General features: G+C 71.3%; 9 protein-coding genes and 1 pseudogene. 1 reads left to right on the plus strand and 9 read right to left on the minus strand.

Annotated features, from left to right (window positions below; genetic code table 11):
* Positions 1–12: 12 nt before the first annotated feature.
* From ACO2Q3_RS25015 to ACO2Q3_RS25040, 6 genes are all read right to left on the minus strand, one after another.
* Positions 13–978, minus strand: coding sequence for an alpha/beta fold hydrolase (locus tag ACO2Q3_RS25015; RefSeq protein ID WP_423311695.1), 966 nt, complete (start codon positions 976–978; stop codon positions 13–15).
* 142 nt (positions 979–1,120) lie between these two features.
* The gene (locus ACO2Q3_RS25020) at positions 1,121–4,414 is read right to left on the minus strand and encodes an error-prone DNA polymerase (protein ID WP_423311959.1); all 3,294 of its coding nucleotides are present in this window, start codon (positions 4,412–4,414) and stop codon (positions 1,121–1,123) included.
* 3 nt (positions 4,415–4,417) lie between these two features.
* Positions 4,418–6,043 (minus strand): DNA polymerase Y family protein, encoded by a 1,626-nt coding sequence (locus tag ACO2Q3_RS25025; RefSeq protein WP_423311697.1) that lies wholly within the window; start codon positions 6,041–6,043, stop codon positions 4,418–4,420.
* The gene (locus ACO2Q3_RS25030) at positions 5,961–6,764 is read right to left on the minus strand and encodes an ImuA family protein (protein WP_423311699.1); all 804 of its coding nucleotides are present in this window, start codon (positions 6,762–6,764) and stop codon (positions 5,961–5,963) included. Before ACO2Q3_RS25030 ends, ACO2Q3_RS25025 begins: the two co-directional genes overlap by 83 nt.
* 256 nt (positions 6,765–7,020) lie before the next feature.
* The gene (locus ACO2Q3_RS25035) at positions 7,021–7,953 is read right to left on the minus strand and encodes an SH3 domain-containing protein (RefSeq protein WP_423311701.1); all 933 of its coding nucleotides are present in this window, start codon (positions 7,951–7,953) and stop codon (positions 7,021–7,023) included.
* Positions 7,954–8,198: 245 nt separating this feature from the next.
* On the minus strand, positions 8,199–10,271 hold the full coding sequence (locus tag ACO2Q3_RS25040) for a 3-hydroxyacyl-CoA dehydrogenase NAD-binding domain-containing protein (protein WP_423311703.1): 2,073 nt from the start codon (positions 10,269–10,271) through the stop codon (positions 8,199–8,201).
* A gap of 251 nt (positions 10,272–10,522) precedes the next feature.
* Here ACO2Q3_RS25040 and ACO2Q3_RS25045 point away from each other — a divergent pair, with 251 nt between their 5' ends.
* Complete coding sequence (locus ACO2Q3_RS25045; protein ID WP_423311705.1) at positions 10,523–10,765, plus strand: hypothetical protein; 243 nt, start codon at positions 10,523–10,525, stop codon at positions 10,763–10,765.
* A gap of 21 nt (positions 10,766–10,786) precedes the next feature.
* Here the strand turns inward: ACO2Q3_RS25045 and ACO2Q3_RS25050 are convergent, their stop codons facing one another.
* From ACO2Q3_RS25050 to ACO2Q3_RS25060, 3 genes and pseudogenes are all read right to left on the minus strand, one after another.
* Positions 10,787–11,728 carry a bifunctional helix-turn-helix transcriptional regulator/GNAT family N-acetyltransferase gene (locus tag ACO2Q3_RS25050; RefSeq protein WP_423311707.1) on the minus strand — a complete coding sequence of 314 codons (942 nt, stop codon included), beginning with the start codon at positions 11,726–11,728 and terminating at the stop codon, positions 10,787–10,789.
* A 177-nt stretch (positions 11,729–11,905) separates the two neighbouring features.
* Positions 11,906–13,092 (minus strand): annotated as a pseudogene (locus ACO2Q3_RS25055) (IS481 family transposase).
* 142 nt (positions 13,093–13,234) lie between these two features.
* A complete protein-coding gene (locus ACO2Q3_RS25060; protein ID WP_423311709.1) occupies positions 13,235–15,643 on the minus strand; it encodes an ATP-binding protein in 2,409 nt (802 codons plus the stop codon).
* Positions 15,644–15,657: the final 14 nt, after the last annotated feature.

Genomic DNA, 15,657 nt, shown 5'->3' on the forward strand with positions numbered 1-15,657 from the left:
CGCCGGAGGCTCCTACCCGGCGAGCGCGGCGAGAAGATGGTGCAGCAGGAGGTCGCGCACGAACAGGCTGGCGTGTCCGACGCCCGGCAGGGGGTCGAACACCACCCGCGGCGCGCGCGCCTGGCGGGCGAAGGCCTCGGTTTCGCCGGGCGGGGTGTGCAGATCCTCCGCGCCGGGAAGGAAGATCAGCGGCGTCGCGAAATCGCCGAGCGCCCAGGCGTCGAAGGCGGCCAGTTCGGGCTTGAGGCGGGCGTAGGCGGCGGTGGCGACGGCGCGGACGTCGTGCGCCGGCTGGCCGTGGGCGCGCCAGGCGCCGCCCGGGGGCGCGGCGGCGAGGGTCGGTCCGAGCGCCGCCAGCGCGGCGGCTTCCAGCGGGGTCGGGGCGTTGGCCAGCTGGCCCTTCAGGACGTCGGCCTCGAGGTCGACCCACGGGGGCGGGCCGAACCGCTCCAGCGCCGCGACGGACCCGACGTCCCCGGCGGCGCGGGCGCGGTCCAGGATCAGGCGATAGCTCTGCGCCTCCTGGCGCGCCCAATGGACGATCTGTCCGGTCCCGACGAAGGCGCTCACCAGATCCGGGCGCTGGCGGGCCAGGCGCAGCCCGATCACCGAGCCGCCGGACGAGCCCAGCACGATCAGCCGGCGGTGGCTACCGCGCGCCAGGACAGTCTGCGCCACCGCGGCGGCGTCCAGCATCAGCCGGTCCAGGCCGTAGTCGGCGGGCGGGCCGTTGCGGCCGTAGGTGGCGCCGGCGAAGGGCGCGTCCCAGTGAGCCAGGGTGAAGTGCGCCTCCCAGGGCGCGAACCAGGGGGCGAGGCCGCTCAGCGCCACGCCGGGACCGGGCAGGATCAGAAGCGGCGGATTGCGCCGGTCATCGCCGCGCAGCGCCAGCCACTGCGGCTCGCCGCGGACTTCGACGAAGGCGCCGTCGTCGACGCCACGCGCGGCGCCGCGCGCCCCGCTGCGGGGATCGGCCATGGGAGGCTCCTGAACGGGACGGGGGACGGGAACGGCCAGACAAAAGCCCCGTCGGCGGGGCCGGCGGGGCGAGGCTTGAAGGGTGTTCTGGTGGGGCGGCGCTGTCAAGCGGGCGAGCCACGATCGACGGCCGACGGCGGGTTCAATGGAAGTCGCGGCTGCGCACCATGCGCGGGCTGGCGGTCGTGGCCGACGGTGGCGGCAGGTCGACGTCGGCCTTCAGTTCGGCCAGGCGATCGGACAGGTCGGTGAAGCGTTCGGCGACCACGTGGATCACGTCGCTGGCGATCTGCAGCCGGCCATGCACCACCAGGAAGGCCGAGCTCATCACCTGCCGGCGGTTGCTCTGGAACACATCGCGCCAGACCACGGCGTTGGCCGGCCCGGTCTCGTCCTCCAGGGTCAGGAAGATCACCCCCTTGGCGGTGCCCGGCCGCTGGCGCACCAGCACCAGGCCGGCCACGGTCACCCGCGCGCCGTTCCTCAGGCGCCCCAGCTGGGCGGCGGGGGTCACGCCCATGCGGCGCAGCTGTTCGCGGAAGAACTGGCAGGGGTGCGCCTTCAGCGACAGGCCGAGCGTGCGGTAGTCCTCGTGCACGTGGGCGGGCAGGGACATCACCGGCAGATCGGCGGCGGCCTCGGCCTGCGGGCCCATCAGCGCCAGCAGCGGCGCCTCCGCCTCGGCCTTCACCTCCGGCGCCAGGGCCTTGACCGCCCACAGCGCCTCGCGCCGGTCCATCCCCAGCGAGCGCAGGGCGTCCGCCTCGGCCAGCAGTTCCAGGGCGCGCGGCGACAGCTGGGCGCGCACGGCGATCTCCGGCAGCGTCCGGGCGCCGGCCCGCCGCGCGGCGACCAGCCGCTGGACCTCCTCGTCGTTCAGCCCGCCGATCTGGCTGAAACCCAGGCGAACAGGATGGGGCAGAGGCGCAGGCGCATCTCTACCCTCCCCCTTGTGGGGAGGGACAGCCCGCGCAGCGGGCAGGGTGGGGGACTCCGACGCCGCCAACGGAGGGGGGGAGGGAGGAGGCGACGCTTCCAGTTTCGTGTCCCAGTCGCTGTGCAGGATGTCGGGCGGCAGGACGGTGACGCCGTGTTCGCGGGCGTCGCGCACCAGCTGGGCCGGCTGGTAGAAGCCCATGGGCTGGCTGTTCAGCAGGGCGGCCAGGAACACGTCGGGGTAGAAGCATTTGATCCAGGCCGAGACGTAGACCAGCTTGGCGAAGCTGACCGCGTGGCTCTCCGGGAAGCCGTACGAGCCGAAGCCCTTGATCTGTTCGAAGCAGGCGGCGGCGAACTCGCGGTCATAGCCGCGCTCGATCAGCCGGCTGACGAACTTGTCGCCGTATTCGCCGATGGTTCCCAGGTTGCGGAAGGTGGCCATGGAGCGGCGCAGGCCGTTGGCCTCCTCCGGGGTGAACTTGGCCGCGGTCATGGCCAGGTTCATGGCCTGCTCCTGGAACAGGGGCACGCCGAGGGTCTTGCGCAGGACGTTTTCCAGCTCGTCCGGCGGACCGTGTTCGGGCGAGGGGCGCGGATAGGTCACCCGTTCGATCCGGTCGCGGCGCTTCAGGTAGGGATGCACCATGTTGCCCTGGATCGGGCCGGGGCGGACGATCGCCACCTCGATCACCAGGTCGTAGAACTTGCGCGGCTTCAGGCGGGGCAGCATCGACATCTGCGCCCGGCTCTCCACCTGGAACACGCCGACGGAGTCGGCCTTGCACAGCATGTCGTAGACTTCGGGCGCCTCCTCGGGGATGTCGGCCATGTCGTCCAGGTCCAGGCCGTGGTCCTGCGCCAGCATGGTCATGGCCCGCTTGATCGCGGTCAGCATGCCCAGCGCCAGGATGTCGACCTTCATCAGCTTCAGGGCGTCGATGTCGTCCTTGTCCCACTCGATGAAGGTGCGGTCCTCCATGGCGGCGTTGCCGATCGGCACGGTCTCGTCCAGCCGCCGCTTGGTCAGCACATAGCCGCCCACGTGCTGCGACAGGTGCCGCGGAAAGCCCAGCAGGATGGTGGCCAGGGCGGTGGCGCGCTTGATCTGCGGGTTCTCCGGATCCAGCCCCACCTGGCGGATGTGATCGTCGGGCAGGTCCTCGCCCCAGCTGCCCCACACCGTGCTGGCCAGGGCGGCGGTGACGTCCTCGGTCAGGCCCAGGGCCTTGCCGACGTCGCGGATGGCGCTGCGCGGCCGGTAGTGGATCACCGTGGCGACGATGGCGGCGCGATGCCGGCCATAGCGCTCGTAGACGTACTGCATGACCTTCTCGCGCCGCTCGTGCTCGAAGTCGACGTCGATGTCCGGCGGCTCGTCGCGCTCGCGCGAGATGAAACGCTCGAACAGCACGTCGTGGTCTTCCTTGCAGGGGTCCACCGCCGTCACCCCCAGGCAGAAGCACACCGAGGAATTGGCCGCCGATCCGCGGCCCTGGCAGAGGATTCCCTGGCCGCGCGCCCACTTCACCACGTCGTGCACGGTCAGGAAGTAGTTGGGGAACGCCAGCTCCTCGATCAGGGCCAGCTCCTTGTCGAGCAGGGCGGTGACCTTGTCGGGCACCCCTTGCGGATAGCGCCACCTGGCGCCCTCGCGGGCCAGGATGGTCAGGTGCTCCATGGCCGTGCGGCCGGGCGGCACCGGTTCGTCGGGGTATTCGTACTTCAGCTGCGAGAGATCGAAGTCGATGCGGTCGGCGATCTCGGCGGAGCGCTCCACGGCGCCGGGCCAGGCGGCGAACAGGCGGGCCATTTCCGCCGCCGGCTTGAGATGGCGCTCGGCGTTGGCTTCCAGCCGCAGGCCTGCCTCCTGGATCGAGCATTTTTCGCGGATGCAGGTCAGCACGTCCTGCAAGGGACGCCGTTCGGGCCCGTGGTAGAGCACGTCGTTGGTGGCGACCATCGGCGCGCCGGTTCGCCGGGCGAGGTCGTCCAGCACGGCGAGGCGTTTCTGGTCCTGGGCGGCGTAGGGCCTGGCCGCCGCCAGCCAGACCTGGCCGCCGAAGTCCCCCGCCAGGCTTCGCAGCGTCGCCTCGAACCCCTCGTCCGGCTGCGCCGGCGGGACGGCGAGCATCAGCTGGCCCTCGGCGTGCTGCAGCAGGTCCGTCCAGGTCAGGTGGCATTCGCCCTTCGGCGCGCGGCGCTGGCCGAGAGTCAGCAGCCGGGTCAGCCGGCCCCACGCCTCACGGTCGGCGGGGTAGACGAGCACGCTCGGCGCGCCGTCCATGAAGTCCAGCCGGCAGCCGCTCAGGGTGCGCTGGCCGATGTCCTGGCCCTGCCGCCAGGCGCGGACCACCCCGGCCAGGGTGTTGCGGTCGGCAAGGCCGATCGCCCCGTGCCCCAGGGCCTTGGCCGCCAGCACCAGCTCCCACGGGTGCGAGGCGCCGCGCAGGAAGCTGAAGTTGCTGGTGGTCTGCAGCTCGACGTAGCGCACCGACAGCCCCTAACCGAACAGGCCGTGCAGCCACCATTTCGGCGGCTCCTGCGGGTCGTAGAGGCCGGCGCGGAAGATCCAGAAGCGGGCGCCGGTCTCGTCCTCCACCCGATAGTAGTCGCGCACCTGATCGGTGCGGACGTCGGCGAACTGCTCGTGCCGCCACCATTCCTCGGCCAGGCGCTCAGGCCCCTCGGCGCGGGTCACCCGGTGCAGGCGTCCGCGCCAGCGGAACCGCCGGGGCGGGTCGTCAGGAACGGGGGCCAGAACGTCCTCGATTGGCTCGGGACGACGGAACAGGCGCACCGGCCGGGGGCGCTGCGGATCCCAGCCGCCGGCGCCGGCCTGGACGCCCAGGGCGGGGGCGGCGGGCCTGACCGGCGCCAGCGGGGGGCGACGCTCCACGGCGCGTTCGGGCAGGTGGCTGGGGAAGGGCTCGGTGCGCCAGATGCGATCCTCGCCCAGGCGGTTGGTCAGGCGGTCGGCCAGGGGCGCCAGCCCCTCCTCGGGCGCCACCTCGCGGCCGGCGTCCAGCCGCGCCTGGCGTTCGGAGACCGCTTCCACCTCGGCCGCCGCCAGGGTCACCGCCTCCAGGCCGAAGCCGGGGTCCACCGTCTCCAGCATCGGGGCGAACAGGCGGGCGATGCGAACGGCGTCGCGCCCCGGCAGCGACAGGCCGATCGTCAGGCGCAGGGCCTTGCCGTCCAGGCGATGGAACGCCAGCTCGAAGCGCCGTCCGCCCCGGCCCTGGGCTTCCAGCCGGGCGCAGAGCTGGACGGCGATGTCCCGGCTGGCGCGGGCGAGGTCGTCCGGGGCGCTGATCGGCTCGGCGAAGGCCAGGCGCGCGAACCAGGGCGTCGCCGGGCGGCGGAAGCTCAGCGCCTCCTCGGTCCGGCCCAGGGCCTGGTCCAGGCGCAGCACCACCTGGCGGCCGAAACGGCGGGTGATCTGGTCGCGGGGCAGCCGCGCCAGGCGTTCGACGGTCAGCAGTCCCAGCCGGCCGATCTGGGCGGCGGCCTGCGGCTCCAGCCGCAGGGCCTGCACCGGCAGCCGCGCCAGCAGCGGCCAGGATCGACCCGGCGCGGCGATGGTCCCGGTCTCGGTGAAGCGGGCCAGGGCCCAGGCGGCGCCGGGCGTATCGGCGATCGCCGCGCGGATGGGCAGGCCGTTCCAGGCCAGGCGCTGGCGCAGGTCCGTCAGCATCGCCGCCTCGCCGCCCCACAGGTGGTCGACCCCGCTGATGTCCAGAAACAGCCCGTCCGGCGGGTCGAGAGCCACGGCGGGGGAGAAGCGCACGCACCAGTCGGCCAGGGCCTCCAGGGCCGCGGCGTCCGCCTCCGGCTCGGCGTCGGCGGTGATCAGGTCCGGGGCCAGGGCGGCCGCATCGGTGGCCTTCTGTCCGGCAAACAGGCCGAGCGCCGCGGCGCGGTCGTCCACCGCCGTCAGCCGCCGCACCCCCCGCTCCGTGGCGAGCAGGGCGAAGGGCCGCGCCGCCGCCGCCGGGCCGTGGTCGTTCGCCGCCAGCCCCTTCGCCGGCTCCCCTCTCGCCGGTTCAGCCGGCGAGGCGGACGGGTTGCGCCGGCGCCAGTTCGCGATCGCCCAGATCGGCGACCAGACGCAGAGGATGCGCGCCATCGCTCTTCTCCATCAGCCAGGTTCCGGTACGGCCGCCCCGGCAGCGTTCCAGGGCCACGGTCCAGCGCGACGGGCCGAGCCAGGGCATGCCAACGCCAGGCGTTCCGGGGTCGCTGGGGGCGGCGGCGATACGCCAGCGGGTGGCGCAGAGCGACCCGGAGAGGGCCCCGCCACGTCCCGTCTTCGCCGAAGCGGCGCCGCCGAACGGCCGGCGGCGGATCAGAAGACCGGTGGCCCCGTGCCGCTCGCAGGCCAGCTGCAGCCGACGGCCGGCGACGAGGTCCGCGCCCTCGACCTCGCCGACCACGGCGCTGACTCCAGCGGTCCCCAGGGCGTCCTCGACCGCCGACAGGGCCTCGGCCTCGTCCTTCGCCAGCACCTGGATCAGCCGCTCGGCAGGGAACCCCAGGCCGGCCAGGCCGGGGGCATAGAGATCGTCGCGCCGCATCACCCACACCGTCGCCCCGCGTCCCGCCAGGGGCTGGATCAGGGCTGCGGCGAAGGCGGCGGCCACTGCGCCGGTCTCCGCCTCCAGCCCCTCGCCCAGAACCTCGTGCCAGCGGCCCAGCGGCAGGCCGCCCCCCGGCAGCGCCGCATCGATCCGCGCGTCGCCGAAGGGCAGGACGCCATGCGCTGGCCCTCCGCCGGCTTCGATGGCGGCGATGCTGGCCCGCACGGCCTTGAGCTGTGCGGCCTTCTCCGGGCGTCCCGCGGGGGACATGGGTCGGACTCCTTTTGTTCTCTTTTTGTTCTAGTCCGTCCTTCCCCCGAGTCAAGCGGGCCCTGGGCCTGAGCATCATCGCCGAAGGGGTGGACCTCGGACCAGCGCGAGCGGCTGGCCGCCGCCCGGGCGTCCGGAGGCGCAGGGAATCCTGTCAGCCGCCCGTCGCAGCGCTGTCCGCGCCCGTCGCAGGCGGTCGATATCTTCCGGCGCTGGAACCGGCGGCCGCCTGAGCGGCGCGCCGCCGGAGGCAGGCTCAGCGCGGCGTGGCGTAGGCCGAGCTCATCCAGCCGCGATTGCCGTTCTCGTCGTCGACTTCCATCCACACGCCGTTGCGCTGACCGGTGGGATAGACCAGGGCGCCGGCGTGCACCGTGTAGCGGATACGGGCGCTGGTGGAGGGACCTTCGCGCAGCTGCACTTCGGTGGTGGCGCGCTGGGCGGCGATCGGCGCATTGGCCTGCTGCGCGCCCGGCTGCTGGTTCTGCATGTAGTGCACCAGATCAACGAAGCCGTTGAAGTAGGCCTGCATGATCACCTTGCCGATGTCGGTGTTGGTGTAGCCGGAGCCTTCCAGGCCGCCGAACCCGCCCCAGCCGCCACCCCAGCCGCCGGCGCCGAAGCCGACGTCGGTCTTCTTGGCGTTGCCTTCGGCGATGTACAGCTGCTCGGTGGTGCGCGCGTCCACCAGGGTGATCAGGGTGTTGGCTTCCTTGCTCTGCACGCTGATCGAGCCGGCGAAGGCGCCGAAGCCGCCGGGCAGGAAGTGGCCGGCCATGCCGCCGAAGTTGCCGCCGCCCGAGTTGGAGTTCTGCCGGGCGATGTCCGGGATCAGGAAGAAGTCGGCCGCCAGCACCTGGCCGCGGCCGATGTTGGAGCCGCGCTGCAGGTCGCCGCTGTCGTTGAGGCCGCGCTCCTGGTTGCGCATGGCCAGGCCGCCGTTGCGGTCGACCATCCGCAGGCACCCGGACTTCAGGGCGAACAGCTTGAGCACCGCCTCGGGGTTGGACAGGCCGAGCGGCGTCCACCAGTCGCGGTCCGGCTCCTTGACCGCCGCGGTGCCCAGCGGGCGGTCGCAGTGCGGCAGCTGGTCGGAATTGACCGCCTGCCCGTTGGCGGCGAAGGCATTGCCGGCGACGCCGGTCGCAGCCAGTCCAAGCGCCATGGCGGCGGCGAAGATCTTACGCATGTCGTGTAGGCCCCATCTGGTTCTGCAAGCGAGACTAGCCGCTCGCATAGCACCGTTCAATGAGGGCGAGGGGCCTGAATGGGGAATGAACGGGGGCGTCCGCTCTTCGCTGGAGCCCCCATCCCCGGCTTCGCCGTACTTCCCCCAGTGGGGGAAGAGAAACGACCCTGAAGCCTCATCTCCTCCCCCCTTGGGGGAGGGGGACCGCCGAAGGCGGTGGAGGGGGCTCCAGCGAAGAACCGGACCTACTTCAGATCCTGGAAGCGCTTGCCTTCGGCGGCGAGCTTTTCCAGCAGGGCCGACGGCTTGAAGACGTCGCCCATCTGGGCCTGGAATTCCTTCATCTTGGCCAGCACCTTGTCCAGGCCGACCAGGTCGCCGTACCACATCGGGCCGCCGCGATAGACCGGCCAGCCGTAGCCGTTCTGCCAGACCACATCGATGTCGGAGGCGCGGATGGCCTTGCCTTCCTCGAGGATCTTCGCCCCCTCGTTGATCATGGGATAGATGCAGCGCTCCAGGATCTCCTGGTCGGAGATCTCGCGGGTGTTGGTCCCCTGCTTGGCGGCGAAGTCCTTGATGATCTTCTCGACCACGGGCGAGGGCTTGGCGTTGCGGTTCTCGTCGTAGTCGTAGTAGCCGGCGCCGGTCTTCTGGCCGCGGCGGTCCATCTCGCAAAGTACGTCGCGGATGGTCTCGCCCTTGGACTTCTCCTTCACCCAGCCGATGTCCAGGCCCGCCAGGTCGCTCATGGCGAACGGCCCCATCGGGAAGCCGAAGTCGTAGAGCACGCGGTCCACGTCCCAGGGCATGGCGCCTTCGAAGATCAGCTTGTTGGCCTCGCGCTGGCGCTGGCCGAGGATGCGGTTGCCGACGAAGCCGGGGGTGACGCCGACCAGGACGGCGATCTTGCCGATCTTCTTGGCCAGCTTCATCGAGGTGTTGATCACCTCCTTGGAGGTGTGGTCCGCGCGCACGATCTCCAGCAGCTTCATGACGTTGGCCGGGGAGAAGAAGTGCAGGCCGATCACCGCCTCGGGACGCTTGGTCACCGAGGCGATCTCGTCGATGTTCAGGCCCGAGGTGTTGGTGGCCAGGATCGCGCCCGGTTTGCAGATGGCGTCGAGCCTGGTGAAGATGTCCTTCTTGATGTCCATGCGCTCGAACACGGCCTCGATCACCAGGTCGCAGTCGGCCAGGGCTTCGAGGTCGAGAGCGCCGGTCAGGCGGGCCATGCGGGCTTCGGTCTCGGCGGGCACGGCGGTGCGCGAACGCTCATAGTTCTTGCGCACGGTGGCGATGCCGCGGTCCAGGGCCTCCTGCTTGACCTCGACCATCACCACCGGGATGCCGGCGTTCATGAAGTTCATGGCGATGCCGCCGCCCATGGTGCCGCCGCCGATCACGCCGACCTTGGCGATCGGCAGGACCGCGGTGTCGTCCGGCACGTCGGGGATCTTGGCGGCCTGGCGCTCGGCGAAGAAGGAATAGCGCTGGGCGGCGCTCTGGCTGCCGGTGATCAGCTCGCCGAACAGCTTGCGCTCGACCTTCAGCCCCTCGTCGAAGGGCAGGTTCACCGCGGCTTCAATGCACTGGATGTTGTATTCGGGCGCGAGGAAGCCACGGAACTTGCGGGCGTTGGCCTTGCGGAAGTTGGCGAAGATCTCCGGATGGCCGCGGTCGGCCGAGGTCTTGTCGTCCAGGTCGCGCACCTTCTTCAGCGGACGGTTCTCGGCGACGATCTTGTTCGCGAACGCCAGGGCGCCCTCGCGCAGCTTGCCTTCCTCGACCAGTTCGTCGACCAGGCCCATCTCCAGGCAGGCCTTGGCCGGCACGTGCTCGCCGGAGGTCATCATCTCCAGGGCGCGCTGGGCGCCGACGATGCGCGGCAGGCGCTGGGTGCCGCCGGCGCCCGGCAGCAGGCCCAGGTTCACTTCCGGCAGGCCGCAGCGGGCGGAGGGGACGGCCACGCGGTAGTGGCAGGTCAGCGCCACCTCCAGGCCGCCGCCGAGCGCGGTGCCGTGGATCGCGGCGACCACCGGCTTGGTGGACCCCTCGATGGCTTCCTGCACGTCGAACAGGCTGGCGCCCTTCTGGGCGCCGCCGAACTCGGTGATGTCGGCGCCGGCGATGAAGGTGCGGCCTTCGCAGATGATCACCACCGCCTTGGCCCCCGCGTCGGCGATCGCCGCGGCCATGCCTTCGGCCAGCCCGTCGCGCACGCCCGCGGACAGGGCGTTCACCGGCGGCGAGTTCAGGGTGATGACGCCGACCTCGCCCTCGCGGGTGTAGTCGGTCACGGCGTTGATGGCGGTCATGGCGTCTTCCTCGGAAAGTCTCTAAGGGCGCGGCCATTCGCGGCCGGGCCGGGGTCTTTCAAACGGGCGTTATAGGCCCCACGCGCCGCGGGGCCGTCAATGGGGACGCAGCGTAACTTGGGCTAAGGTCGCCGCCGCGTGTCGCGTCGCCAGCCAGTTTCGCTCTTCCGTCGAGCACGGAGAAGTTGTCCTGCAATCGGCGGCAGCCATAGTATTTGACGCGACGTTGGGCATTCGCTGGAGAGGCCGCCGTGACGGAAGAGGGCGCAGCGCGGACATTGAACGTCGTCATGGCGACGTTGCTGGGCTTGCCCCTCGCCGCGTTCCTGGTTTGGAACGCCGCCACCGCGTTCACTCCGGTGAGCCAGATCTATGGAGGGCTTAGCGAGCACCAGCACGCCGAGATCAACCGCTTCGTCAGCAGCGTCGCCATACTGCCGATCCTGCTCTCCTGGATGGTCGGTATCGTATGGCGACGATTCCGGCGGGCCTGACCACCGGCGTCTCAGCGTCGGCTAAAGCACCAGGCGCCAGCTCTCGCTCTCGATCTCGGGGCCGAAGTCGGCGTGGAAGTGGCTTTCCTCCAGCACGAAGCCGCGGCTGGCGTAGATGGCGCGGGCGGTGGTGAGCACCGTGTGGGTCCAGAGCACCATTTCGCGGTAGCCCTCGGCCCGGGCGAAGGCGAGGCATTCATCGGTCAGCCGCTGGCCCAGCTTCAGGCCGCGCGCCTCCGGTTCCAGCAGCAGCAGGCGCAGCCGCGCCACGCCGGGCGCCTCCGGCTCGGGCACGCAGAACACGCAGCCCACCCGGCGGCCCTCCAGCTCGGCGATCCAGCCCCGCGCGCCGGGCTGCTGCAGGGCGCGCACCAGCTGGGCGGCCATCTCGGCCACCACCGCCTCGAACACCGGGCCCCAGCCATATTCGCGGCCGTAGAGCACGGCATGCCGCTCCACCACCCAGCCGAGGTCGCCCGGCGCAGGCTCGCGCAGGGTCACGGCGGCGGCGCGGGCCGCGCGGTCGGCCTGCGGATCGAGCGCGCCGCGCACGAGCGCCATGGCGGACGCCACATCGGCGCGCTGGCTGTCGCTGAGGCTCGACAGCATCTCGCTCCAGCGGGCGACGGTGGCGCGGTTCAGGGTCTCGAAGCCGTCTCGCCCGGCCGCGGTCAGCTCGAGGCGGGTGCTGCGCCCGTCCGCCGGATCGGGCGTGCGCGCGATCAGCCCGGTGTCCTCGAAGCGGCGCAGGATGCGGCTCAGATACCCCGCGTCCAGGTCCAGCGCCTCGCCGAGCCGCTTGGCGCTCTGGCCGGAACACTGCGCCAGCTCGTGCAGCACGCGCGCCTCGCCCAGGGTGAAGGCGCTGCCCAGGTGGGTCTCGTCCAGCGCCCCGACCTTGCGGGTGTAGAAGCGGGTGAAGTCGCGCACGGCGGCGACGGTCTCGGCGAGCTCTGGCGGCATCGTTGGTCCTCCCGAGACGGAAGGTTCCGACGGTTAGTTGCCTGAGTCAAGTATATGCGGCTTGAGCGCGGCCCCTCACCTTCCCGCGCCCTGACGGGCGCGGGCCCCTTCCTCTCCCTGCAGGGAGAGGATTCAGCTGGTGCGACGCCGTTTCGAATTCCTCTCCCTCGAGGGTGTTCAGACCGGGGACATCGGTGACAGGTGTTCGGGGACATCCGTGACACATGTGGATGATGTCAGTCGGACTGGTTGAGGTCGATGGTTGCGATGCGGTTGGTTCGGAAGAAGACGTCGTAGAGGCCGTCGGTCTGGGTCGGCCTGACGGCGACGAGCTTTCCGTTGAAGGCCTTGGGCACGCGCCATCGGCGGCTTTTGAAGCTGATGCGGGCCTCTGGCGGGACGCGGCGGAGCTGGTCGTCTGGTCCGTGGTCGAAGGGCCGGGGCTTGGGCTGATAGGCTCTTGGGCTGACGGCGTAGCGCTCGGCGGGGACGCCCATGCCGATGCCTTCGTGCGGGCGCTGGGTGTTGTAGACGCCGCGCCATTGCTCGAGGTGTCTGGCGGCGTGGTGGAGGGTCTCGAAGGGAGGGCCGGTCAGGGCCTCGGCCTTCAGGGAGCGATGGAAGCGCTCGTCCTTGCCCTGGGTCTGGGGGTGGTATGGCCTGGAGTGGCCGACGCGGATGTCCTGCTCGATGAGCCACACGCCTAGCGGGGTGTAGGGATCGCCAGGTCCGTTGCCCCAGGGCGCGCCGTTGTCCATGGTCATGCGCCAGGGCAGGCCGTAGCGCTCGAAGGCCTTGATCAGGTTGGCCTTTACGGTCGAGGTCTTCTCGTCGGCGCAAGCGGCCAGCACCAGGCAGAAGCGGGAGTGATCGTCCAGGACGGTCAGCGGATGCAGCCGGCCTGAACGCATCGGCACATGGCCCTTGAAGTCCATCTGCCACAGATCGTTGGGCGCGGGATGCTCGAAGCGGGTGAACGGCGCATGGCCGCCGCCGAAGGTCCCCAGCGCCACGCCGTGGCGCTTGAGGACCTGCGTCACCGTCGAGGGTGACGGCGCCGCCAGCCCTTGCCGCTCCAGCCGCTTGGCGATCTTGCGCCCACCCCAGGCCGGATGCTCCGACCGCACCGCCAGAGCCGCCGCCTCCACCGCCGCGGCCGTGCGCCCAGGACTGCTCAGCGGCCGGCGCGAGCGCTCATCCAGCCCAGCCTCACCCTCCTGCCGATAGCGGGCCAGCAGCCGGTACCCCAACGTCCGGCTCACCCCGAAGCGTCGGCAAAGCTCCGACCGGTTGCACCCCTCCACCAGAGCCAGCCGCACAAACTCACGCTTCTGATCCATCGCAGACACCCCCGTGAATGCCATCTCCGACCTCCCTGCGAGATCGGACATGTGTCACGGATGTCCCCGAACACCTGTCACCGATGTCCCCGGTCTGAACAGAGGGAGAGGAAGGGGCCCGGTCGCGTAGCGAGCGGGAAGGTGAGGGGCCGCGCCGGCCCGCGGGCTAGATCGCGGCCGCCGCCCGCGCGCAATCTTCCTCGCCCGCCAGCACCATCTCCAGCGCGGCGTAAAGCCGGCCGACCTCGATCGGCTTGGCCACCACCGCGTCCATGCCGCAGGCGTGGTAGGCGTCGGTCTGATGCGACATGGCGTTGGCGGTCAGGGCGATGATCGGCGTGCGCCGGCGGCCGCTGACCGACTCCTCGGCGCGGATCGCGGCGGCGGCCGTGGGGCCGTCCATCACCGGCATCTGGATGTCCATCAGGATCACGTCCCACTCGCCGTTGCGCCAGGCCTCGACCGCCTCGGCGCCGTCGCCGACCACGGTGGGGTCGACGCCCGCCTGGTGCAGCAGGGTCTTCAGCACCAGCTGGTTCATGGGATTGTCCTCGGCCGCCAGGATGCGCAGCGAGCCGCCCGAGGCCGTCAGGTCCGGCTCGGCCGCCTCGATGCAGGGCGCGGCGCGGCCGGCGTCGGCCAGCCGTGGCAGGGGGAGCCAGACGCTGAAGGTCGAGCCCTCGCCCACCGTGCTCTCGACCCGCACGTCGCCGCCCATCAGCTGGGCCAGCTCCTGGCAGATGGCGAGTCCCAGTCCCGTCCCACCGAACTTGCGGGTGGTGGAGGCGTCGGCCTGGACGAACTTGTCGAACAGGAACGGCAGGCGCTCGGGGGCGATGCCGACGCCGGTGTCGCTGACCCGCACGGTGAGGATTCCGTCCTCGCGGTGGACCCGCACATCCACCTGGCCGGTGGGGGTGAACTTCAGGGCGTTGGAGACGAGATTGTAGAGGATCTGGCGCAAGCGGGTGGCGTCGCCGCCATAGACGCCGCGCGCGGCCTCGCTCACTTCCAGGCTGAAGCCGATGTCCTTCTCGGTCGCGAGGGTGGTGAACGCCTGGGCGACGCCGCCGGCGATCTCCTCGATGTCGCACTCGCCGTCCTCAAGCTCCAGCTTGCCGGATTCGATCTTCGACAGGTCCAAGAGGTCGTTGAGGATCGCCAGCAGGGCGGCCCCCGCCTTCTGGATCACCTCCAGCCGCCCCGCCTGCACCGGGCTGAGCTCGTCGCGGGCCATGGCCTGGACCATGCCCAGCACCCCGTTCAGCGGCGTGCGGATCTCGTGGCTCATGGTGGCCAGGAAGGCGCTCTTGGCGGCGCCCCCGGCCTCGGCGGCGTCCTTGGAGTCGATCAGCTCGCGCTCGGCCTGGATCAGGCCGTCGATCAGCCGTTGCTGGGCGTCCTCGGCGGCGCGGTGGCGCGAGATGTCCACCAGCATGTTCACCCCGCCGATCACCTGGCCGAACTCGTCGTGCAGCGGCGTCGGATAGGGGGCGAAGGGGGTGCGCACCCCGTCGGGGCGCTCCAGCACAGATTCGACGTCGCGCACCGGCAGGCCGGTCCTGAGCGCCACGGCCATCGGGCAGTCTTCGGCCGCCAGGGGCGCGCCGTCGCTGTCGTAGAGCTTCCAGCTGCCGCACCAGCGGGTCTCCAGCAGCGGAGGGCGCTGGCCCCACAGCTCGACGGCGGCCTGGTTGTAGAAGGTCAGCCGTCCTTCGGCATCGGTGGTGTAGACCGCCTGCGGCAGGGCCTGCAGCAGTTCGGACAGGCGCCGGGCGTTGTCGCGCAGGGCCGCTTCGTTGCGCTTGCGGTTGCTGACGTCGCGGGTGACCGACAGCTGCACCTGGCCCCACAGCGGGGTTTTCAGCGGCACGGCGTGGGTTTCCAGCCAGCGCCGGCGGCCGTCCAGTCCGACGACCTCGTATTCCCAGTTCAGCGAGGCGCCGCGGCAGACGCGCAGATGGTTCTCGCGCCAGGTGGCGACGTGCGCGGGATCGAGGAACTCCAGCACGTTGGCGCCGGTGACGTCGGCGGGGGTGTTGGCGCCCACCATGCGCGCGCCGGCGGCATTGATGCGCAGCACCTCGCCGTCCTCGGCCACAACCTTCACGCAGTCGGGCGTATGGTCGTAGAGCGCGCGCAGCAGCACGTGCTGCTGGTGGATGGCGGCCTCGGCGTCCTTTCGCTCGGTGATGTCGCGCAGCGCCATGATCGCGCCGCTGACCTTGCCCTCGCCGTCGCGCAGCAGGTTGACGTCGGCGATCACGCAGAACCGCGGGACGCCCGGGCGGTCGATCCAGACCTCGCGGTTGCGGACCGGAAGGCCGGTGCGCAGCGCCAGGGCCACGGGCGTGTCGCCCGCCGCCATCGGCCGCCCCTCGGCCGAGAAGATGTTGGGCGGGGCGCTTCCCAGCGGGCCCCACAGCTGCGCGCCCTCGCGGTTGCAGCGCACCACCACGCCGGCCACGTCGCAGATCAGGACCGCCGTCGGCAGCAGTTCAAGGCGCGCGTCGTCGGGCAGGTCGATGGACGGGGGCGCGGCGCCGGGGCCGGCTGACAGATCGGACGCGGTCACTCCCTTCAAATCCC

This window comes from Caulobacter sp. KR2-114 (assembly GCF_049446115.1).
Classification (GTDB): Bacteria; Pseudomonadota; Alphaproteobacteria; order Caulobacterales; family Caulobacteraceae; genus Acaudatibacter.